We start from the raw sequence: 22,516 nt of genomic DNA on the forward strand, positions 1-22,516 counted from the left end.
GCGATCACTTTGCCGGCAGGAAAGACAACAGAATGTCAGCGTCACTACAAGGCAGTTCCGAGGCAACTGATGCCTCGCTTATCCACTCCCTCCGCGCCATTCTTGGCGCGCGACATGTCCTGACGACACCCGCCGCGACCTATCGCTTCCGCAAGGGGTTCCGTTTCGGCATGGGAGACGTGGTGGCGGTGCTTCAGCCCGGCAGTCTTGTTGAACTGTGGCGTGCCGCGAAGCTCTGTGCTGAGTCCGGCCGGATCATCATCATGCAGGCCGCCAATACGGGCCTGACGGGCGGCTCCACTCCTGACGGCAATGACTATGACCGTGGCGTGGTCATCATCAGCACGAACCGTCTGGATGGCATCCACCTGATCGGCGAGGGCAGGCAGGTCGTGTGTCTGCCCGGCTCCACCCTGCACGATCTGGAAGACAAGCTTGCCGCCATCGGCCGCGAACCGCATTCCGTGATCGGATCGTCCTGTATCGGTGCGTCAGTTCTGGGTGGTGTCAGCAACAATTCCGGCGGTGCGCTGGTCCAGCGCGGCCCCGCCTTCACCGAAATGGCGCTGTTCGGGCAGATGGGTGCGGACGGCAAACTGCATCTCGTCAACCATCTGGGCATCCGTCTGGAGGGCAATCCCGAGCAGATCCTCGCCGCCGTGCAGGCCGGACAGCTTCCCGAAGCCGCCATCGACTGGAACGCCGGACGCGGCCACGACGAAAACTACGCTATTCATGTCCGGGACGTGGACGCAGACACCCCCGCCCGCTTCAATGCCGACCCCAACCGCTGGTATGAAGCCGCGGGATGTGCGGGCAAGCTGGTCGTGTTCGCCGTGCGTCTGGATACGTTCGAGGCGAACAAAAACCCGGCCGTCTTCTATATCGGGACGAACAGCACGTCCGACCTTGAAGACCTGCGCCGCCACGCCCTGACCCATTTCGACGAACTGCCGATTGCAGGTGAATATCTGCATCGCGATGCGTTCGATATCGCCGAGAAATACGGCAAGGATACGTTTGCGGTCATCCGCTATTTCGGCACGAAATACCTGCCGAAATTCTTCTCCATGAAGTCCCGCTTCGACGTTTTCGCGCAGAAACTGCCGTTCCTGTCCGATCATTTCAGCGATCTGGCGATGCAGTTCCTCAGCCGCTTCCTGCCCAAACAGCTCCCCAAGCGCATGTGCGAGTATCGTGACCGTTTCGAGCATCACCTGATGCTCAAGGTCTCGGCTCCCATGACCGCGCCTGTTCGGACCTATCTGGAACAGTGGGCCTCAAGCACGGGCGGGGCTTTCTTTGAATGTACGCCCGAAGAAGGCAAGCTCGCCTTCCTGCACCGCTTTGCCGCAGCCGGTGCTGCCGTGCGGTACCGCGCAATCCACACGAAAACCGCCGAAGACATTGTGGCGCTCGATGTCGCCCTGCGCCGCAATGATCGTGAATGGTTTGAGGTCCTGCCGAAGGAGATCGAAGACAAGATCATCGTCAAACTCTATTACGGCCATTTCTTCTGCCACGTGATGCACCAGGATTACGTGATCAAAAAGGGCTACAACGCCATGGAGGTGGAGCACGACATGCTCCCCGGACTGGACGCCCGTGGTGCGCGCTATCCGGCGGAACACAATGTCGGGCATCTCTACAAGGCGCCGGACGAGATGGTCGCCCATTACCGCAGCCTTGATCCGTGCAACTGCTTCAATCCGGGCATTGGCCTTGCGACAAAGACCCGCAACTGGGTTGCCGAGAGCGTCTGACGCTCCCGGTTCTGTTGCGGCCCGGTTCTTTTCAGAATGCGGCGGTCAGGTTCATGTTGAAAGACCGCCCCACTCCCGGCAACGGCCCCAGAACACCTGTAGCGTCGTAATCCCCGAGCGAGAGGCCGCCGAGCGGCAGGTAGTAGCGCTGGTTCAGCACGTTCGCGAGTTCGGCATTGAGCGTAAAATACCGCCAGCGATAGCTCCCCCCAAGCCCCAACAAGGCATATCCGGGCGTGCGGGGCTCGTTGCGCAGCCAGTCCACGGTGTCCTTGGATTTCACGAGCGTCACCTCGACGCGCCCTGTCCAGTCCTCATAGGTCTCGTGCAGCCCGATCAGGCCATTCGCAGGCATCTGGTGGTACAGCCCCGAATGCGTGACCAGATCCACACCGCGCACCCAGTTGATGTTCCCGACCAGCTCGCCCCGCCCATAAGCCATCCTGTCCCACAGGCGTACGGAGCCTGAGGCGTTGATGCCGTAGCTCTGGGCGTTGTGATTGACGAAACCCAGCATCGACAGGCCGTTGGAAAAGCTGCTCAACCGCCGGACGTTAATGTAGTTGTGCGTGTAGGTATAAAAGGGCTGGATCTTCAGATCCCAGCGCTGGGTCGGGTTCGGGTCATGCCAGTCCACCGTGACACTGGCCGTATTGGCGACCTCGGGCGACAGGTTCAGGTTCCCCACATAGCCATTGCCGTCGCCAAACCAGCCGATCATCCGCGTCGCCATGCTGCCCATGCCCCAGGCATAACGCTCATACAGGTTCGGCGAACGTGTCTTGCGGGCATAGCCGCCCTCGATGGACAGGCTGTCCATCGGCTTCCAGCGTCCTGTTGCGGTCACGTCGAAATTGACGTCCGTGCGCCCGCGTGACGCCTGATTGAACCGCTCCGCCGCCATCGCATCGGCCATGGACATCATGCCGGTCCAGGAATAGGGCGCGACCTTGCCCGTATTCATCATCACCAGATCGTTGCGAAATCCAAGCTGTGTGGAAAAGCGGGGTAGCCACTGCGCATCCCATTCCGCGAAATGACCCAGCCGGTCCCGATGACCGTTATTGATGTTGTGATAGGTGCCCGGCCCCATCATCATGCTGCCCTGAAGCGGCGGCCACCAGTCGTTCAGTCCATTATGGTCGAAGGAGCTGCCCAGTTTGAGCGTGTGCTTCAGCCCGAGCGGAATGGTCGCCTTGATCGCATAGGTCGCCGTCCGCGCATCCGTGTTCATCGGCATGCCCGTGGTCGCGCTGTGACCGCCCTTGTCCGAAAGCATGTCCATGACATGCGTCACCCGCTGCCACGAGCCACGGACATCCAGCGTGCCCCAGTTGAAGTCGCCCTTGTACTTGCCGTTCACGAAGGTGGAGCGGTTGTTCGTCATGTCCATGTACTGGTTGGGAAAGCCCTCATAGGGGATGTCCTGCTGACCGAAGGTCAGGGACAGAAGATGGTTGGCCTTCTTCACGCCCAGCGTCACAGCATGATTGAAGCTCAGATAGTCCGTGGACCGCACGCGCTGCCCGTTCCCGCCTGCCTGATAGTCGCTGGCATGGGAATAGGACGCGGTATAGCGCAGGCTGAACATATCATTGGCGACCGTCAAAGACCCCGAAGCTCCCGAACCGCCGCCATTGCTGCGATAATCGCCCCGCACATGCCCAGTCACGAGGATATCGCCCGTTTTGGCAAAGAGCGGGTCCTTGCGCTCGATCTCGACGGTCCCGCCGATACTGTCTCCGCCCAGACTGACGGGCGTGATCCCCGCAATCGCCACGGCGCGCGAGACGCTGTCCGGGTCGACATAGGACATGGCGGGATTCATATGATTCGGACAGGCGGCATCAATCCGCATCCCGTCCACGAGCGTCGCCACCCGGTCGTCGGCCATACCGTTCAGGACAGGCAGGGCGGAGACGCCGCCTGCGGAATAGGTGCTGTAACCGAGCGCATTGTCCAGAAGATGTGCCGTATCCGCGCTGGTCGTCTGCGGTTGGTGTACGCCGATGACACGCAACTGTTCGGCCTTGGCAGACTCGACGGAGTCTGGCTGAGACAGAACGTCCTGTGCGGACGCCCCTGAAAAGGCGGTCAGGGTAAAGAAAATCGCCGTCAGGCACGGGCGCGCATAACCTGCGCCCGCGCGGACACTGAAAAGGGGGAGCATGATCCACATCCTCGACTGATCTGAAATCCAGTCACGGCGGATCACGCCCCGCAGGCCTGTCCCGAAAGAGACAAACCGCGGGCAGTTACGTCCTCCGCCATGACTACGATGGGGTTCAGACGAGGCGAGGCGGCCCTCGGGACGGGGGAAGCAGACGCCAGACTACGGGCGGCGCGCGTGGCGCACCGGGTGTCTGTCGGATCTGACGCCCTCTGGTTCCACAGGCTGGCAGTACGGGCAGGCTGGCAAGGATGACTGCCAGAAGCTGCAACAGCGGACAGAGTGGGCAGGTGCCGTCATGCGAGTGGTGATGATGCTGATGTCCGGCAGTCATGCCGGGCATCGATCCGGACATGTGTTCCGTCATCATCATGGGGGACGGTGCAATGTCGATCCCCGTCAGGCGCTCGATCGTCGCCCGGGGGCTTTCTTCAGGATAGGAACACCCCTGAAGAACAAGCTGTCCCAGAAACCCCAGAAGAACCACGGCGATGACTGCAAATGCAGGCAGACCGGACCGTCGGTTCGAAGGGGGAAAGAGGCAGGACATAACGCCCGCATCTGGCGCCGACATCCCCTGCCGGTCAAGAGAGCGGAATACGTCCCGACCCTATATTTCTGTCTGTTTTCAGCCGATTATGGATCGGTGTTGCGTCAATGCAGGGACTTTTGCCGTCCGGTCAGCACATTCCCTGCCGAGGCGGCGGCAATACACAGCACCCCCATCCAGCGCATTGCGGACAGAGCCTCATGCAGGAATACGAATCCTGAAAGAGCACCCAGCATCGGCTCCATGCTCAGCAGGATGCCCAGATCGCGCGGACTCAGGCTCCGCATCGCCATCATGTCCAGAATATACGGCACTGCAGAAGACAGGACCGCCACGCTCAGCGCCGCACCACCCTGCCAGGGGTGGGTCAGAACCGCTGGAATCGTCGGGATCAGACAGGGGAGCAGCAGGATGGCCGCCGTGCTCATGCCCAGTGTCGTGGCTACGGGCGCGGGGAACATTTTCCCCATCCGTGTGCCGGTCAGAATATAGACCACCCAGCCGCAGCCGCTCAGCAGGGCCGCCGCCACGCCGAACAGATTGAGCGACGCCAGACCCACCGTCGGCCCCTCGGGCCGCAGAAGCAGGAACAGCCCCGCAACCACAAGCCCCGCCCAGCACAGATCCAGCCAGCGGCGGGAGCCGACCAGTGCCAGCGTCAGAGGGCCGGTGAACTCAAGGGCCACGACGACACCCAATGGCAGCCGGACCAGCGCCACGTAAAAGCAGAAATTCATGATCGCGACAGATGCACCATAAGGCAGCAGCAGCTTCAGCCGCTCAACCGTCAGCGTACCTGGGGTCGGTCGCCAGATGCACAGCAGGATCACAGCCGCTAGACAGACGCGTAGCCCCACCATGCCGGTCGGGCCGAACAGCGGAAACAGCCCCTTCGCAAGCGTTGCGCCGATCTGAAAGGAGGAAATCCCCCCGATCAGACAGCCGATGGCCTTAAGCTGGCTATCCGGTTCCGTGGCACTGGTCGGGGATGACACGCTCAGACGTCGAGTTCGTCAACGGAGCGGGCGTGTTCCTGAATGAAGCGGAAGCGTAGTTCCGGCTTGCGGCCCATCAGACTTTCCACACGCTCACTGGTTATCAGACGGTCCTCAGGCGGCGTGATGACGCGCAGAAGCGTCCGCCGGGCCGGGTCCATGGTCGTTTCCTTGAGATCCTTCACCGGCATCTCGCCCAGACCTTTGAACCGGGAAACCTCGACCTTCGCATTGGCTTTGAAATCGGTTTTGATCCGCCGCAGCCGGTCCTGATCGTTCATCGCATAGACCGTCTTGGGTCCGTGCGTGATGCGGTAGAGCGGCGGCTGCGCCAGATGCAGATGACCCTGACGGATCAGTTCCGGCATTTCGCGGTAGAAGAACGTCATCAGCAGCGAGGCGATATGCGCCCCGTCCACGTCGGCATCCGTCATGATGATGACGCGCCCATAACGCAGACGGCTGATATCGAACGACGTCCCGATACCGCAGCCCAGAGCTTCCGTCAGATCCTTAAGTTCCTGATTGGCCCGCATCTTGTCGTTGGTTGCGGAAGCCACATTCAGGATTTTGCCGCGCAACGGCAACACCGCCTGCGTTTCGCGGTCGCGCGCCTGACGGGCGGAGCCGCCAGCCGATTCGCCCTCCACGAGGAACAGTTCCGTCTCGGCGGCATTTTCACGCGTGCAGTCCGTCAGCTTGCCGGGAAGGCGCAGCTTGCGCGTGGCGCTCTTGCGGGCCGTGTCCTTGACTTCACGGCGGCGCAGACGCTCTTCCGCGCGCTCCACCATGAAAGCCAGCAGGCTGTCCGCCTGTTGTGGATTGCCACCCAGCCAGTGATCCACGCGGTCGCGTAGCGCGCCCTCGACCAGCCGCGACGCTTCCTGAGAGGTCAGCTTGTCCTTGGTCTGGCCCTGAAATTGCGGGTCCCGGACGAAAACAGACAGCTTGGCGGCGACAGACCCCAGAACATCTTCTGCCGAGATAGCCGCAGCCCGCTTGACCTTGCGCTGATCGCCCCAAGCGCGCAGCCCCTTGACCAGAGCAGAGCGGAATCCGGCTTCATGCGTGCCGCCTTGAGGGGTAGGAATCGTGTTGCAGAACGAGGAAAGGGATGCTGTTCCGCTCTCAAGGAACGCCACGGCCCATTCCACGCGTCCGCCCGTGCGGCCATCCGCCGCAACCGGCAGTTCCACATCCCCTGCCCAGAGTGGCGTCAGCAGATCCGGATCGGGTCCGAGTTCCGCCGAAAGAGCGTCTTCCAGACCGTTGGGGAACTGAATGGTGGCTTCAGCCGGCGTTTCGTCGCCCGCTTTGATCAGGGAAGGTTCGCATTTCCACTGGATCGTCACCCCCCGGAATAGCGCGGCCTTGGAGCAGCACATCCGGTAGAGGCGGGAAGGGGAGAAATGATGGTTGCCGAAAATTTCCGGATCTGGCGTAAACCGCACCGTTGTGCCGCGCCGATTGGGCGCGTTGCCAACTTCCGCCAGCGGCGCCAGTGAGACGCCGCGCACGAAGTCCTGTCGGTACAGCGTTCTGTCCCGTGCAACTTCGACTTCCAGCTTTTCGGATAGCGCATTGACGACCGAACTGCCCACGCCGTGCAGGCCGCCGGAGGTATCGTAGGCTTTACCCGAGAATTTTCCGCCCGCATGCAGCGTGGTGAAAATCACTTCAAGCGCGGATTTGTCTGGAAATTTCGGATGAGGGTCGGTCGGGATGCCGCGGCCGTTGTCGCGCACCATGAGCGTGCGCGGGCCTTCCAGCCGAACGTCGATGGTGGTGGCATGACCTGCCACCGCTTCGTCCATCGCGTTGTCGAGGATTTCGGAGGCGAGGTGATGATACGCGGTATCATCCGTGCCGCCGATATACATGCCCGGACGGCGCCGGACGGGCTCAAGCCCTTCCAGCACCTCGATGTCGTGGGCACCATATTCCGTATCGACCGGCCCCTTACGGGATGTGCCGGTCTTGGGTTTGCCTGTCTTGCCTGACTCGAACAGATCGCTCATGTCTGCGTTGTCGCCGCCCCGCTACGGAACGTCAAGCAAACGCTTCGAGGCAGGGCGACCGTCGGCTTCAGAGCAGGCTCTCAGGCGCGGTTCGTGCGGCGTGTGGCAGCCTTTTTCGTCACGCCCTTGCGGGAATGTCGGTCCACGGTCGCCGGGGCTTCGCAGCTCTCGTAGGAGGCTGGCTGGGCCACGTCCTTGGCTTCAGCGTAATGGGCCAGGTCTGCGGAGCTTTCGAGAGCATTGATCTCGTCGAACATCGCTTCGCGCTGCTGGCAGAAGACCGTGCCGGATTTCAGTCCGCCGAGCGACTGGATGTCGGCAAGCTGCGTGATGTAGTCGTCATGCTCGACCTGCGCGCGACGACCATAGGTCGTGCGGAAATAGCTGTTCAGACGCTCGTCCGCATTCAGCAGGGTGGGGCGGAACTTGTTGACGAAGGCGTTGTAGCGATCCTGAGCTTTGCAGGACAGCGCCGTCACCATCAGCTCGGACTTCAGTCCGGCCACATCGAAGGCTTCGTGAGCCGGCGAGTTGCCGCAGTCCGCAGCGCGGGCGGACAGGGGATGAATGGCAGCAAGCGTAGCGCAGGAAAGTCCCACAGCAAGCAGGCCCTTGACGGAACGACGGAAGATCGACGGCATTGACAGACTCCACAAGACCGGATCGACCGGCCACAACCACTGGAACAGACTACCCGCGGTCGACCCCTGGCGAAAGCTGATTCTGCATCTGAGGAACGTGCGGCAAGCCCTTCATCCGAAACATGATTTCATGGCAGAAAAGGGGCGCCATGCCACTTGGAGTCAATTTATCGGCCTTACGGCACAAAATACCGTCAAAATGGCTGGAGCATCCGGATGCAGCCTTTCGCCTCGTGCCGTCCTGCTCTACATGCGAACGTCTGTCTGCTGCGGAAACGCGGCCTGTCCTGTCACGATGCGTTGGAGTTGACCGTGCGTCTGCAAGGTTCTGCCATTACCCTGGGTTCGGCATTGGCCGTATCCCTGCTTCTCTCCGGCTGTGCTCAGCAGCCGATCGTTCAGCGTTCCGTGGCTCCGAATCCTTTCGGCTACCAGCGGACCTCTGCCGTCTGCCACGTCTCTGCCGTCAAGAAGGCTGCCGATGGCACGATGAGCGTGGACATGACGGTTCGTAGTGATGACGGTCTGTGCTCCATCGCCATTCAGAAACCGCTGGGCGGCAATTATGCCTCCTTCGGTGTCAATCCTCCGCCGTCGCACGGCAAGGCCTTCCTCTACAATTATGACGGCAAGACGTACGTGGACTATACGCCCGCGACGGCTTACGCCGGAACGGATTCGTTCACGGCTGAGCTGATCCCCGGTGGCGGTCAGAAGCGCGAGCATCTGACGATCCATGCCACGGTGGATGCAACCGGCGTGGTCGTCGCAAAGCCGCCTGCTGTCGTCGCCCCCGCGCCGACCAAGGCAGTGACCAAAAAGGCGCCTGTCCGTCATACGACGCGTCGCAAGAAATAAGATCCATTCCAATAACGGAGCGGGTTAGGGCGGAGAGGCTTCTCTCCGCCCTTTTTTGTGCCTGACAGATACAAAAAAACCGGCGGCTCCGAAAGAAGCCGCCGGTTAACCGGAAAGGCAGGGCCTGTTCGCAGGTCTTACTTGAAGTCGATTTCCACGCGCCGGTTCTGCGGCTCACGCGTATTGGCGGCCGTGACCACCAGCGGATGGCTCTCGCCAAAACCCTGTGTCGCGATCATCCCCGCAGCCACGCCATCACGCACCAGCTCTTCCTTGACGGCGCTCGCACGACGCTGCGACAGCACTATGTTGTAGGCCTCGCCACGATGTCCCGGATGGGCCGCCGAACTGTCGGTATAGCCGTTGACCTCGATATGCGTGACCTGAGCGGACGTGGAGTTGCGTGCCGCTGCGGCCACCACTGCCTTCGCCCGTGCGCTCAGCGTGGCTGAATCCCAGTCGAAGAATACCAGGTAGGTGCGGGTGGGCGCAGGTCCCGGAATCGGCATTGGAGCCTCAACCGGCTTTGGCGGCGGAGGAGCCGGATTGAACTCGTAGCGCAGGCCCAGCATCAGCGAATGGTTGAAGTCCGTCCGGGTGTCACGGTTGCCGCTGGACACACCGAATTCCTTCGTCTTGTCCCAGCCGCCATAGATTCCGGTGGCGGTGGCATGGTGTCCGTTCGGCCCCATCAGCGTGTAGAATCGGTATTCCGCCGTGGCCGACAGGCCCACGACCCAGGGAACAGGGAACGAGAGGCCGAAGATGCCCTGATAAGCGAAGTTCCCGGCTGTTCCGCCGACATGCTGGTCAAAAGCGCCGTTCGGGGCATGAACATAGGCGTTCATCGCCTGCCACCCATAGCCAATACCTGCGCCGAAATACGGGAAGACCCAGGACTTGCCGATGTCCATGTCGAACAGTGCGTTGGCCATGACGCCATAGCCCTGCTGACGGCCACCGACGGAGGACGGGAATGTGCCTGAACGGAACTGCTGCAAACGGTTGTTGCGGTAGTTGCCCTCGACCTCGACGCGGAAGCCGTTTCCGAGTCCGTAACCCAGACTGCCGATTCCGGTCACGCCCGCCTGATAGTGGTCACGCCCACTCGGGAAGACGGGCGAAAGCCGTACCGTCTGGTCCTGGTTGAAGCTCGCGCCGCCCTCACCTGCAACATACAGTCCTTTGACAGGCTGTGCGGTTGCGGCCCCCATGACGAGCATCGAAACGCCTGCAGTGAACCCGGCTCGGGTCAGCCAGGTCCTGACAACGGATCGGTGCGTCATGTCCATTTTTCTCCAACCAGCCAAATCTGCCAACCTTACCGTGTGTGTTCTTGCCGAAAGCTCGGACGATGGCAACGCATCACACAGCATAATGCCGCATCATGCGGTTTTCTTTATGGCAGGTTCGCCATGTGCTGTGTCTTCACTCCCACAGTTTACGCCTCTTCGTCCAGATCGAGCCTGCGTGATCCGAGAGTCCGCTCAATGGGCTGGGAGACGTCGCGCATCTCAAGCTCGACGATCCACAGATCGGGATCATACTGTTTCTGCCGCTCCAGATAGGCGTCCACACTGGCGGCATCGGTGGCATCCACGCGGGTCCAGCCAGAACCGTCCTCCCGCAGGACGCCCGTTCCACCTGAGCGGTCGGTCAGGACGATCAGGACCGCACCGGCATCCTCGTCTCCCTTTTTCAGAACCATGGCCGAGGTTCCGTCCGAGGAAATACGGCGCAGGACAGCCCGTACCCAAAGTCCCGTTTTCAATCGTGCGCCCATAACCGTTTCCGTTCGTCCTGCAAGGTTAGTGGAGAGGCGCGCTGTTCTCGTCGGGAACAGACTCCAGAGCCGCCTTGTAGGCGGCAGGGGAAGACAGCAGCGCCTTTGCTGCGTCCATGTCGGCATCCGAGCCAATGGCGGCCGGACAATGTTTACGGATCTCGAGGATTTTCGCCACCGGGACCGGATAGCGGGCAGCACGGGCGGTTTGCACCGCTTCGCCCTGAAGGCTGTTTCCCGCTTTCAGGGCGGAGAACTGCGCCTGAAGCGCGTCCGCTCCAAGCGATGTGCAGATCTGCGGCATGACGCCCAGTCCCTGAATCGGCCAGCCCAGAGGGGCCTGGTTGCGACTCCATGTCACGAACAGTTCGCCGCCATTCGGCATCTGTCCGATCACCTGAACCAGTCCCTTGCCCAGCGTTTCGCTCCCGATCACGACCGCGCGCCGGTGGTCGGCGAGTGCGGAGGCCAGAATTTCGGCAGCACTCGCCGTCCGTCCGTCCACGAGAACCACCACGGGGGTTCCGTTGGTCATGTCCCCGCCCTGAACGGCCCAGATGTGGTTGGCCAAGGGATTCCGGCCTTGCGTGGTTACGGCCACGCCATGATCCAGCAGAAGGGCCGCCGTCGTTACGGCCTGTTGCAGGACGCCTCCGCGATCGCCGCGAAGATCGAGAATGATGCCCGCAGCCTTGCCCTTTCCCGGAGGCGGGGCGGGGGCGTCCGGGGTTGGCTGCTCCACGACCTGATCAATATACTGGCTGATTTCCTCCGCCGTCTGGGTCGAAAAGGACGTGACGCGCAGAACGGTGAAAGGGCCATCGGTAGAGGCGAACACGGTTTCGGGCGGAACCTGCACCCGTTGCAGTTTGAAGGTCGTGGGCCGGTGTCCCTTTGCGGCGATTCCCAGCGTGACGGAGCTGTGTTCGTCGCCTTCCAGCCAGTCCTGAACGGTTGCGGCATCCTGACCATGCGTGGAGCGTCCGTTGACGGACACCAGATGCTCGCCCGTATCGACGCCTGCTTCCCAGGCGGGACCGTTGGCGTTGACGGCTGTAATCACAATGTTCCGTCCGCTCTGCCCGAGGCTCAGCCCAACTGTGCCTGTGCTGCCCGTGCGCCGCGTCCGGTCCGATGTGGCGGGAGAGGGGCCGAGGTAACGGGAATAGGGATCGAGATGATTGAACAGCTCGTCAAAGAATCCCTGCAACAGTGCATCTGACCCGGCATCCCGCAATGTGGAGGAATGCTGCCATGCCGCCTGCATGGCCGCCGTGACCAGATCCGCCCATGCGGAATGGCTGTTCCCCGCTGGCAGGGCGCGACTGAACAGCACCGTCTGCCCCTGAAGAACGCTCAACGTTGCCGGGAGCGAAGCGATGGCAGATTTTTCAGTCGCGACAGCTGTTCCTGGCGCGTGGACGACGGGAGAAGATGTGGCCGTAGGTGTTACCGTGACGGACAGTGTTGGGTCGATGGCGGTCAGACCATCCAGTCCCCAGACGCAGAAATCCCGTGCGGAATGGGCCTCCAGCGTTCGCGGCTCCAGAAAGCCGAGGGCTGCGACCAGAACATCCCGCGTGCTGGATGCTGAAAAGACGGGAGGTGAGGGCGGGGGCGGAACGGATGTTGCCGTGGCGGGCGCCTGAGCCGTTCCGGTAGGGCGGACAGCATCTGGCCCGGCGCCGGTTGGTGTCTGGGCGTCTGCGCCGCCGCTCTGAAGGGCAAGGACCAGAATGCAGAACGCCAGACACAGCGCTACACGACATGCCGCCTTGCGGCTGCGCGGCATGAAAAAGGTCACAGGGCGGGCGGCATGACGCAAGACGGGGTCCTTGGAGACGGGACGGCAAAAGACGGCTGCTCCCGTAACGCGACCACGCCACAAACTTCAGCCACGGTAAAGACTCGCCAGATCAAATCTGGGGTCGGCAGTGCCATCTGGCAACACTGCCGACCCGATCTGTTTTCAGTCTTCCGACGACGTGTCGGAAACAGTCTTACGCTTCCGCGGCGTTGTGGTTTTCGTCTTTGTGGCGGCTTTGGCCGGGATACGCTTCGTTACCGCCTTTGGAGCGGCCTCATCCCCTTCCGTAGATGCAACGGCTTTCTTGGCCTTTGTGGTCTTCGGAGCTGCTTTTTTCGTCGAAGTTTTTTTTGCGCCACCTTTCAGTGGTTTGCCCTTTTCCGCCAGAAGCGCCACGGCCTCATCGAGCGTGACGTCCTCCATGTCCTGCCCCTTCGGCAGGTTGGCGATCAGTTGACCATGCTGGGCGTAGGGGCCGAACCGTCCCTTGCGGATCATGACCGGTTCGCCGTCTTTCGGATGCGCTCCCAGATTGCGGATGGAAGCCAGCTTCTTGGCCAGCGAATCCACGGCCCGGTTTAGCCCGACGGTCAGAACGTCGTCGTCCTTGTCGAGCGTGCCATAGATGGCACCCATCTTCACATACGGCCCGAAACGCCCCAGACCGGCCTCGATCTTCTCGCCCGTTTCAGGATGCAGTCCAACCAGACGCGGGAGGGATAGCAGCCCCAGCGCCTGTTCCATGGTCATGGTGTTGCCGTCGATTCCCTTGGGAATGGTCGTCCGCTTGGGCTTGGCCTTTTTGTCTTCCGGGTCGGGTTCGCCGCGCTGGATATACAGCCCGTATGGGCCGCGACGGATCGAGATGTCCTCACCGGTATCCGGGTCCTGCCCCAGAATTTTCGGACCGTCGTTCAGCCCTTCGGTGTCGCCATCCTCGGCGACCAGACGGCGTGTGAACTGGCAGGTCGGATAGTTCGAGCAGCCGATGAAGGCGCCGAACTTGCCCAGCCGCAGGCCCAGTCGTCCGGTTCCGCAGGATGTGCAGACGCGCGGATCGCCACCATCAGGGCGGGGTGGGAAGAAATGCGGTCCGAGATCTTCGTCCAGAGCGTCGATGACGTCCGAGATTTTCAGATCTTTGGTCTGCGCCACAGCCGCCGAGAAATCATGCCAGAACGCGGCCATGACATCATGCCAGTCCGCGCGACCGCCTGAAATGTCGTCTAGCTGCTCTTCAAGCGAGGCCGTGAAGCCCGAATCCACATAGCGCTCGAAGAAGGAGGTCAGGAAGGCCGTGACCAGTCGTCCACGGTCCTCGGGGATGAAGCGTCGCGCATCCAGCCGCACGTAATTGCGGTCCCGCAACACGCCCAGAATGGAAGCGTAGGTCGAGGGACGGCCAATGCCGATCTCTTCCATTTTCTTGACGAGTGAGGCTTCCGAATAACGCGGCGGCGGCTGGGTGAAATGCTGTTCGGCATCCACGTCCCCGGTCGTCAGGCGGTCGCCTTCCTTCATCGGCGGCAGGAGCTTGCCGTCTTCATCCTCGACCTTGGTGTCGTCCCGGCCTTCGATATAGAGCTTCAGGAAGCCGTCGAATGCGATGGTTGAACCTGTGGCGCGCAGAAGCGTCTGGCCGCTGGCATCGGCCAGCGTGACCGCCACCTGATCCAGTTCCGCCGACTGCATCTGCGAGGCGACGGAGCGCTTCCAGATCAGTTCGTACAGTTTCTTCTGCTCAGGGCTTAGTGCATGGCCGACCTGCTGGGGTGTCAGGAAGACATCCGTCGGGCGGATGGCCTCATGAGCTTCCTGCGCGTTCTTGGCCTTGGTGGAGTAGGCGCGCGGGAAATCCGGCACATAATCGCCCCCGAACGCCTCGCCGATATGACCGCGGATGGCCCCGATGGCTTCTTTCGCCATCGTCACGCCGTCTGTTCGCATATAGGTGATCAGGCCGGTGGTTTCGCCGCGCAGATCCACGCCTTCATAAAGCTGCTGGGCCGTGCGCATCGTGGTCTGCGCGCTCATGCCGAGCTTGCGGGACGCCTCCTGCTGAAGGGTCGATGTCGTGAACGGCGGCGGAGGATTGCGCTTGGTGCGCTTGCGCTCGACGGAGCGGACCGTGAACTGCCCACCCAGAACCGTATCGCGCGCTCCGAATGCCAGCTCTTCGTTATTCAGATCGAACTGGTCGAGTTTTTCACCCTTCAGATGCGTCAGGCGGCCCTGGAATGCGGCCTTGCCGGGCGTCGTGAAGCCGCCGGTGACGGTCCAGTATTCTTTCGGGCGGAAAACCTCGATCTCGGCTTCGCGCTCACAGATCAGACGCAGCGAAACCGACTGCACACGCCCGGCGCTCTTGCTGCCGGGCAGCTTGCGCCACAGGACCGGGGAGAGCGTGAAGCCTACCAGATAGTCCAGCGCGCGACGGGCCAGATAGGCGTCGATCAGCGGACGATCCAGCTCACGCGGAGCGGCCATTGCCGCGGTAACGGCTGATTTGGTGATTTCGTTGAAGGTGACGCGATGGACGTCCACGTTCTTCAGAAGATTTTTTTCTTCCAGAACGCTGCGGACATGCCAGGAAATCGCCTCACCTTCGCGATCCGGGTCAGTGGCGAGGTAAAGGTTTTTCGCCCCCTTCAGCGCCTTGGTGATGGCAGAGATCTGCTTTGCGCCGCGCTCGTCCGTCTGCCAGCTCATGGCAAAGTTCTCGTCCGGGCGCACGCTCCCGTCCTTGGGCGGCAGATCCCGCACATGTCCGAATGAAGCGAGCACGGTATATCCGCTTCCCAGATACTTGTTGATCGTCTTAGCCTTTGCCGGGCTCTCGACCACCACAACGTCCGTCATCGCCACTCCGGTATTCCGCGTCACTTCAGTTCGGCAGCAACGCCACGCGTCCGCCGGGCACAAACTCCACGACCCCGCCAAGCTCCAGCTCAGCCAGCGTCGCAAGCACTGCCGACACGGAGAACTGGCAGCGGCGCACCACCTCGTCAACTGCTACGGGTGTCACGGAGAGAAGAGACCGCACGCTTTGCTGTACCAGATCGGGATCAATCCAGCCTGCTTCAGAGATGTCTCCCCATATGGTCGAGGGTTCGGAAAAGCCGGTCAAAGGCGGGGTGTGGCGTGCTGCACGCTGCCACGGCGCGGGTTCACGTTTGGGAAGTTCCGACGGTAGGACCTGAAGAATATCGGCAATATTTTCTGTCAGGGCTGCCTGACCCGTTTTTAGCAGATGGTTTCCGCCCCGTGACCGCGGATCGAGCGGCGAACCCGGCACGACCAGAAGCTCACGGTTGTAGGACTGGGCGAGATCGGCCGTGATCATCGTGCCGGAGTCCAGTGCTGCCTCGATGATCAGGCATGCTGACGAAATCCCGGCAATCAGGCGGTTGCGGCGCGGAAAATGGCGGGCCTGCGGTGCCGTTCCGAGCAGCGCTTCGGTCACCAGGCAGCCTCTTTCGGCAATCTGCTGTTGAAGGGATGCATTCTCCGGTGGATAGACATGATCCAGCCCTCCGGCGATCGCACCGACCGTCAGGCCGGGATGGAGTGCGGCGGCGTGTGCAGCCGAGTCGATACCCCGTGCCAGCCCGGAAACCACGCAGATCCCGGCGTGGGCCATTTCGGCTGCAAGACTCTCTGCAATCCGGATTCCTGCCGCCGAGGCATTGCGTGCGCCTACAACCCCGACAGACCGCATCGACAGCTTTTGGACGTCCCCAAGCGCGAACAGCACCGGCGGTGCATCGGGCACACGGGACAGGAGCAGCGGATAGTCCGCATCTCCCCGGAGCAGCATCTTTCCGCCCAGTTTTTCAAGGCGTTCCAGTTCGTTCGTCATGCGCGAAACGGAAGGAATGACAGGGGCCTCACGCCGCCCTGCTTTACGCATCCGTCCGGGCAGCGCTGCCAAAGCGGCTCCCGCGCTGCCATACTGCGTCATCAGTCGCGCAAAGTTGACCGGACCGACCCCCATTGTGTGCGACAGACGCAGCGTATCGATTCGGTTTGCAGTGGAGATGATGGGAGAGGCGGCTGCGGAATCTGTCATCAGGTCTTTCTTCTTAGGGCAGATTCCTTAATGGACGCTTAAAATTCTAGGAACGGGGCGCCTGATCCACGTTCACGCGCGGCTCCTGTCCCGTCAGAAGGCGTGCAATATTGCTCCAGTGCCGGGCCCAGATCAGCACCGAGACGAGGAGCGTCGCCACCGGGATGGGTGAGTGCAGCGCGCGTCCGGACAACAGCACCATCAGTACCGGTGCGAGCAGGAACGCTGCCAGCGCGCCTGCTGAGGAAATCCGGCTCAGACGTGCAACGAGCAACCACACCACGCAGCAGGCCAGCCCGACCGGCCAGGACAGCACCCAGATCGTCCCCAACCCCGTCGCAACGCCCTTGCCGCCCTTGAAGCCGAGCCAGACCGGAAAACAATGCCCGATAACGACGGCGACGGTCGCCACGGCCATGGTCATGTCGCTCGCGCCGGGGAAGAAAAACCGTGCGATCAGGACAGCGGCTGCGCCTTTGAGGGCATCCAGAAGCAGCGTGGCCGCAGCCAGCCCGCGCCGTCCCGTGCGCAGGACGTTGGTTGCGCCGATATTGCCCGAACCGATCTTGCGGATGTCTCCGCCGCCAGAAAGCGCCGTCAGCAGCAGCCCGAACGGAATGCTCCCGATGACGTAGGAAATGAGGGACAGCAGGATGAGCTGTGCCTGAAAGCCGCTCACGAGTGGGCCTCCGCCAGCCCGTCAGCCGTGAAGACTTCAACACCGCGCTTGAACGTCCGCAGGACACGGCCTTTCAGATCCCGACCGTCAAACGGTGTGTTCTGCGCGCGTCCCGGCAGGTCTCCGGCGACCACAGTCCACGAGCCTTCCGGATCGAACAGGCACAGATCGGCATCGTTCCCGACCGCCAGCGTTCCAGCCTCAAGACCCAGCAGAGCGGCCGGAGCGGAGGTCAGGAGACGCAGCGCGTCCACAAGCGGCAGCCCCGCGCCGAGCGTGACGCCCAGCAGCGTGACCAGTCCGGTGCCACCAGCGCGGGCCTGCGCGAAAGGCAGGCGCTTGTCATCCGGGTCTGCCGGAGCATGGTCGGAGGCCACGGCGTCGATCGTTCCATCCGCCAGCGCGGCACAGACGGCCTGTCGGTCCGCGTCGTTGCGCAGGGGCGGCGAGAGTTTCGCGTATGTGCGGAAGTCGCCGATATCGTCTTCGGTCATGGCGAAATAGGGCGGCGCCGTATCGCAGGTCACACGTACGCCCTGCTTTTTGGCCGCCCGGATCAGATCCAGCCCTTCTGCCGTCGAGACATGTGCGAAATGCAGCCGCGCACCGGTCATGGCCGCCAGACGCAGATCGCGGGCGATCATGATGGCTTCGGCTTCCGCCGGAACCTGCGGCAGTCCCATCCGGACCGCGCGTGCCCCTGCTGTGGCGCAGGCGCCTTTGGCCAGAGACGGATCTTCCGGATGCTGCACCACGATGGCGTCCAGAAAACGCGAATAGGACAGCAGGTTGCGCATCTGCTTGGCGTCTGAAATCGCGCGGGTTCCATCCGTGAACGCCACGGCTCCGGCGTTGCGCAGCAGCCCGAGTTCGGCCATTTCGCCGCCCTCGCAGCCGCGTGTCAGCGCGCCGTAAGGATGGATCGAGACCATGCCCGTCTCTTCGCCCCGGACCCGCAGCAGATGCACGAGCGCCGGGTTGTCGATCGGGGGTGAGGTGTTGGGTAGAACCGCCATGGTCGTGATGCCGCCTGCCACGGCTGCCCGCGCCCCGGACGACACACTCTCGCGGTATTCCGAACCCGGCTCTCCGAGTGCGACGCGCATGTCCACCAGACCGGGACACAGCACGGCTCCGGCGCCATCAACGACCCGCGCGCCTTCAGGAACCGGCCCGTCTTCGCAGGCGACGATCTTGCCCTGACGCACCACGAGGCGTCCGGTCTCATCGCGGCCCGAAGCGGGATCGATCAGTCGGACATTTTCAAAAACGATATCACTCATACCGGCATCCGTGCCCGGGACAGACGGTCCAGAACCGCCATCCGCACAGCCACGCCCATTTCAACCTGTTCGGAAATCACGCTCTGATCCGAATCCGCCACGTCCGAGGCGATTTCGACGCCACGGTTCATTGGCCCCGGATGCATGACGAGTGCGCCGGGTTTGGCCAGTCCCAGACGGCGGCGGTCCAGCCCGAAGAAATGGAAATATTCCCGCGCACTCGGCACCAGACCGGCCCCCATGCGCTCCTTCTGAAGCCGCAGGGACATGACGACATCTGCGCCGTCCAGCGCCTTGTCCATGTCCGAATACAGTTCGACATTGCCGAGGCTGGCCATGGCTCCCGGAAGCAGCGTCGGCGGTCCGACCAGCCTCACCCGGTTTCCGAATGCCGTCAGCAGATGGATGTTGGAACGTGCCACGCGGCTGTGCCCGACATCGCCGCAGATCGCGACCGTGAGGCCTTCCAGACGCCCGAAATGCCGCCGGATCGTCAGGGCATCCAGTAGCGCCTGCGTCGGATGTTCATGCGTGCCATCGCCCGCATTGACGACGCTGGCCTCGACTTTCTGTGACAGCAGGGCTGGCGCGCCGGACTGAGCGTGCCGGATGACCAACAGATCGCAGCGCATGGCGTTCAGCGTCGCGGCCGTGTCCAGAAGCGTTTCGCCCTTGTTCACTGAACTTGTGGCGACGGACATGTTGATGACGTCCGCCCCAAGCCGCTGGCCCGCGAGTTCGAAACTCGTGCGGGTGCGGGTGCTGTCTTCATAGAACAGATTGATGACCGTCCGTCCCCGCAGCGCATCACGCGGCGCGGAGCGCGAGCGGCTTAGCAGCGCGTAGCTCTCTGCCAGATCGAGGAACGGCACGAGCTGTTCTGCCGACAGCCCCTCGATTCCCAGGAGATGCCGGGGGACGGAGGGCCGCTCAGCCATCGTTGGATACGGAAGCGAGAACGGCGGCAATACGAGCCAGAACCTCGTCCTGTCCCAGAGCCGCGAGCGTCAGATCAATGCCCGGAGACGTCGTGGAGCCCGTCATGGCTGCGCGCAGTGGCTGGGCCACGGAGCCGAGCTTGATCTCGTGCTTTTCAGCATAGGCGCGCAGCGTCGCATCGACGGTTTCCGGCGTGAAGTCCGAAAGCGCGGCCAGATCCTTGCCGACGCCCTGCAGAACCGTGCGCCCGTCCTCGCCCAGCAGCTTCTCGGCTTTGGGGGTGAAGGTCAGGGGCAGTGTGAAGCCTGCGAAAGCGGCATTGTCCGCCAGTTCCACGAGCGTCTTGGCGCGCTCCTTGAGGCCGGGCATCATCGCAAGAATGCGCGCGCGGGTCTTGTCATCCGTCACAACGCCGTCGCGGCCTGCAAGCCGCTGCATGACGTCATCCGTCAGACGCGCATCATCGGCCACGCGCATCCAGATTCCGTTCAGATGTGCCAGCTTGACGTAATCCATGCGGGACGGGGAGCGGCCAACGCCATCCAGATCGAACAGCTTGATCTGCTCCTCGCGAGACAGGACTTCGGCATCGCCATGACCCCAGCCCAGACGCAGCAGGTAGTTGCACAGGGCTTCCGGCAGATAGCCCTCCTCGCGGAAATCCACGACCGACTGCGCGCCATGACGCTTGGACAGTTTGGCGCCATCCGGCCCGTGGATCAGCGGCAGATGCGCGAAATGCGGCAGGTTCCAGCCCATGGCGCGATAGATCATGGCCTGACGGAATGTGTTCGTCAGATGATCGTCACCGCGCATGACATGGGTGATGTCCATATCGTGATCGTCCACGACCACGGCATGCAGATAGGTCGGCGTGCCGTCCGAGCGTAGCAGGATCAGGTCGTCCATTTCGGAATTTGCGACCCGGACTTCGCCCTGCACCAGATCCTTGATGATCGTCTCGCCGTCACGCGGGGCTTTCAGGCGAACGACATAAGGTGCGCCAGCAGGCGCTTCGGATGGATCGCGGTCGCGCCATGTACCGTCGTAACGGGGCGGGCGCTTCTCGGCCATGGCCTTCTCGCGCATGGCGGTCAACTCTTCGGGGGTGCAGAAGCACTTGTAGGCCTGACCTTTTTCCAGAAGCTCAAGCGCCACTTCCGTATGGCGGTCCTGCCGGGCGGACTGGAAAACCGGTTCCGCATCCGCCTCGATTCCCATCCAGGCCAGACCGTCAAAAATCACGTCCACGGCTTTTTGAGTGGAGCGTTCCTTGTCGGTGTCTTCGATCCTCAGGAGGAATTCGCCGCCGTGATGACGGGCAAAGAGGAAATTGAACAGGGCGGCGCGGGCGTTGCCGACATGCAGCAGACCCGTCGGGGAGGGGGCAAATCGCGTACGGATGGTCATGCCGCCGTCATATCATGCTCTGACCCGCGCTTCCATCCGCCTGCGCCAGCGGGGCGGCACTGCTTCGTCACAGGCGGGTGCTTTACAAAAAGCTAAGGTTCTTCAAGCGCGTGTGATTTCCAGCGGCCTCCCGAAGCAGCCTATTGTGACGTTCAATAGTCCGGGTGGTGCCTTTTCCATGAACAGACGCGATTTCAATGCCCTGCTGGCAGGGCTGGGTCTGACCTTCGGAGAAGGTACGGTCCGTCACGCCAGCGCCACGACATCCCGCGTGGATGTCTTCACGCTGCGCGCCAATGACTGGGTTCCGAACAATCCGGATCTGCCCGTCATCGTCTATCGCAATGCGCTCGAAGCCGGGCCGGATCGCGAGGCGGTGTATGAAGACCTGTTCAGCCGGAACGGCTGGCCGCCGCAGTGGCGCAACGGTGTCTATCCGTTTCATCACTATCATAGCCTTGGTCATGAAGTTCTGGGCTTTTCCAACGGTTCTGCGCGCCTGATGCTGGGAGGGCCGAACGCCCGGACGGTCGAGGTGCGTGGTGGCGACATCGCCGTGCTTCCGGCTGGGACGGGGCACTGCAATCTGGGATCGGACACGGAGTTTACCGTTATCGGCGCTTATCCGCCCAACCAGTCTTTCGACATTCTGCGCGCCGCCCCTACGGCGGAGCAGAGTGCGCGCATTCACAGTCTGCCATTCCCGAAAACCGATCCGGTTCAGGGTGCAGCAGGCGTCCTCGCACGGGAGTGGCACCCATCATGACGGGTTTTCCTCTCAGGCGGCGTCCTTTCCTCGCAGCACTCGCAGGTCTGGCTACGGTCAGCAGCGCCAGTGCGGTCGAGGCGACGAGCCAGAAAATGCGGATCGGCATTATCGGCACAGGTCATGTCGGCACGACGCTGGCGGAACTCTGGGTCCATGCGGGTTATCCCGTCATGGTGTCGTCCCGCTCTCTGACCGAGGCGCAGTCGCTGGCGACGTCGCTGGGTCCGCTTGCCACGGCCGGAACTCCGGCGCAGGCGGCGGCCTATGGCGATGTGGTGGTCCTCGCTGTGCCCTATGGCGCCATTCCGCAGCTTGGCCCGCAGCTCAGCCGGACGTTGCTGGACAAGGTCGTGCTTGATCCGTCCAATCCCTATCCCTGGCGGGATGGTGCGATTGCGGATACGGCGCAGCGGGATGGGGCGGGGGTGACGACACAGCGTTACTTCCCTTCGGCGCATGTGGTGCGGGCGTTCAACTCCGTTGATATGACCACGCTGCGTTCCGAGGCGCATCGCGCTTCGCCACTTCTGGCGGTTCCGGTGGCGGGCGATGATGCGCAGGCCGTGTCGCAGGTGACGACGCTGGTGAGGGCGGCCGGATTCGACCCTGTCGTGACAGGCAATCTTGCGACCGCAAGGCTGTTTCAGCCGGGAAGTGCCGGGTTCGAGCTTGAGCGGGATGCTGCGGGTCTGAAACAGGTGCTGCATCTTCCGCAGTAGATTGGGCCACAGGAGGCGCTGACCTTAATCGGGGAGGCGCGAGCTGCGGAAAAATCCGTTACG

Annotated in this window: 18 protein-coding genes; 4 read left to right on the forward strand and 14 right to left on the reverse strand. The window is 62.4% G+C overall.

All coding sequences use genetic code 11. The features are described from left to right. The first annotated feature begins 32 nt into the window (after positions 1 to 32). Positions 33 to 1,763: a D-lactate dehydrogenase gene (dld, locus tag ABDK74_RS09970; RefSeq protein WP_346003677.1), complete on the forward strand. Its 1,731-nt coding sequence runs from the start codon at positions 33 to 35 to the stop codon at positions 1,761 to 1,763. A 31-nt stretch (positions 1,764 to 1,794) separates the two neighbouring features. Here dld and ABDK74_RS09975 read toward each other — a convergent pair whose 3' ends face one another. The 5 genes from ABDK74_RS09975 to ABDK74_RS09995 form a co-directional block, all read right to left on the reverse strand. Next, on the reverse strand, positions 1,795 to 3,933 hold the full coding sequence (locus tag ABDK74_RS09975; protein WP_346003678.1) for a TonB-dependent receptor domain-containing protein: 2,139 nt from the start codon (positions 3,931 to 3,933) through the stop codon (positions 1,795 to 1,797). A 115-nt stretch (positions 3,934 to 4,048) separates the two neighbouring features. Next, complete coding sequence (locus ABDK74_RS09980) at positions 4,049 to 4,507, reverse strand: DUF2946 family protein (protein WP_346003679.1); 459 nt, start codon at positions 4,505 to 4,507, stop codon at positions 4,049 to 4,051. 80 nt (positions 4,508 to 4,587) lie between these two features. Beyond that, positions 4,588 to 5,478 (reverse strand): DMT family transporter, encoded by an 891-nt coding sequence (locus ABDK74_RS09985; protein WP_194255731.1) that lies wholly within the window; start codon positions 5,476 to 5,478, stop codon positions 4,588 to 4,590. A gap of 2 nt (positions 5,479 to 5,480) precedes the next feature. After that, a complete protein-coding gene (gene parE, locus ABDK74_RS09990; protein WP_346003680.1) occupies positions 5,481 to 7,496 on the reverse strand; it encodes a DNA topoisomerase IV subunit B in 2,016 nt (671 codons plus the stop codon). 80 nt (positions 7,497 to 7,576) lie between these two features. Continuing rightward, positions 7,577 to 8,137 (reverse strand): hypothetical protein, encoded by a 561-nt coding sequence (locus ABDK74_RS09995; protein WP_346003681.1) that lies wholly within the window; start codon positions 8,135 to 8,137, stop codon positions 7,577 to 7,579. Between the two features lie 216 nt (positions 8,138 to 8,353). Between ABDK74_RS09995 and ABDK74_RS10000 the strand changes: the two genes are divergently transcribed. After that, positions 8,354 to 8,995, forward strand: coding sequence for an Ig-like domain-containing protein (locus tag ABDK74_RS10000; RefSeq protein WP_346003682.1), 642 nt, complete (start codon positions 8,354 to 8,356; stop codon positions 8,993 to 8,995). Between the two features lie 137 nt (positions 8,996 to 9,132). Here the strand turns inward: ABDK74_RS10000 and ABDK74_RS10005 are convergent, their stop codons facing one another. The 9 genes from ABDK74_RS10005 to gltX form a co-directional block, all read right to left on the reverse strand. Continuing rightward, positions 9,133 to 10,281 carry an OmpA family protein gene (locus tag ABDK74_RS10005; RefSeq protein ID WP_346003683.1) on the reverse strand — a complete coding sequence of 383 codons (1,149 nt, stop codon included), beginning with the start codon at positions 10,279 to 10,281 and terminating at the stop codon, positions 9,133 to 9,135. Positions 10,282 to 10,436: 155 nt separating this feature from the next. Further along, positions 10,437 to 10,778: a DUF1491 family protein gene (locus tag ABDK74_RS10010; RefSeq protein WP_194255727.1), complete on the reverse strand. Its 342-nt coding sequence runs from the start codon at positions 10,776 to 10,778 to the stop codon at positions 10,437 to 10,439. A 25-nt stretch (positions 10,779 to 10,803) separates the two neighbouring features. Then, the gene (locus ABDK74_RS10015; RefSeq protein WP_408874479.1) at positions 10,804 to 12,603 is read right to left on the reverse strand and encodes a S41 family peptidase; all 1,800 of its coding nucleotides are present in this window, start codon (positions 12,601 to 12,603) and stop codon (positions 10,804 to 10,806) included. 144 nt (positions 12,604 to 12,747) lie between these two features. Continuing rightward, complete coding sequence (gene topA / locus ABDK74_RS10020) at positions 12,748 to 15,444, reverse strand: type I DNA topoisomerase (RefSeq protein WP_346003684.1); 2,697 nt, start codon at positions 15,442 to 15,444, stop codon at positions 12,748 to 12,750. 25 nt (positions 15,445 to 15,469) lie between these two features. Continuing rightward, entirely contained in the window at positions 15,470 to 16,654 is a 1,185-nt protein-coding gene (gene dprA / locus ABDK74_RS10025; RefSeq protein ID WP_346003685.1) for a DNA-processing protein DprA, read from the reverse strand. A 46-nt stretch (positions 16,655 to 16,700) separates the two neighbouring features. Next, positions 16,701 to 17,333: a glycerol-3-phosphate 1-O-acyltransferase PlsY gene (gene plsY, locus ABDK74_RS10030; RefSeq protein WP_346003686.1), complete on the reverse strand. Its 633-nt coding sequence runs from the start codon at positions 17,331 to 17,333 to the stop codon at positions 16,701 to 16,703. After that, complete coding sequence (locus tag ABDK74_RS10035) at positions 17,330 to 18,616, reverse strand: dihydroorotase (protein WP_346003687.1); 1,287 nt, start codon at positions 18,614 to 18,616, stop codon at positions 17,330 to 17,332. The genes plsY and ABDK74_RS10035 overlap by 4 nt, the downstream gene beginning before the upstream one ends. Continuing rightward, positions 18,613 to 19,554, reverse strand: coding sequence for an aspartate carbamoyltransferase catalytic subunit (locus ABDK74_RS10040; protein ID WP_346003688.1), 942 nt, complete (start codon positions 19,552 to 19,554; stop codon positions 18,613 to 18,615). The genes ABDK74_RS10035 and ABDK74_RS10040 overlap by 4 nt, the downstream gene beginning before the upstream one ends. After that, a complete protein-coding gene (gene gltX / locus ABDK74_RS10045; protein WP_194268707.1) occupies positions 19,547 to 20,965 on the reverse strand; it encodes a glutamate--tRNA ligase in 1,419 nt (472 codons plus the stop codon). The genes ABDK74_RS10040 and gltX overlap by 8 nt, the downstream gene beginning before the upstream one ends. A 178-nt stretch (positions 20,966 to 21,143) precedes the next feature. On the opposite strand from gltX, the gene ABDK74_RS10050 reads away from it, so the two are divergent. Together ABDK74_RS10050 and ABDK74_RS10055 are read left to right on the forward strand one after the other, a co-directional pair. Continuing rightward, complete coding sequence (locus tag ABDK74_RS10050; RefSeq protein WP_346004206.1) at positions 21,144 to 21,731, forward strand: cupin; 588 nt, start codon at positions 21,144 to 21,146, stop codon at positions 21,729 to 21,731. Further along, on the forward strand, positions 21,728 to 22,453 hold the full coding sequence (locus ABDK74_RS10055; RefSeq protein WP_346003689.1) for an NADPH-dependent F420 reductase: 726 nt from the start codon (positions 21,728 to 21,730) through the stop codon (positions 22,451 to 22,453). The genes ABDK74_RS10050 and ABDK74_RS10055 overlap by 4 nt, the downstream gene beginning before the upstream one ends. The last annotated feature ends 63 nt before the right edge of the window (positions 22,454 to 22,516 follow it).

The organism is Gluconobacter sp. OJB (assembly GCF_039638275.1).
GTDB classification, from domain to species: Bacteria; Pseudomonadota; Alphaproteobacteria; order Acetobacterales; family Acetobacteraceae; genus Gluconobacter; species Gluconobacter cerevisiae.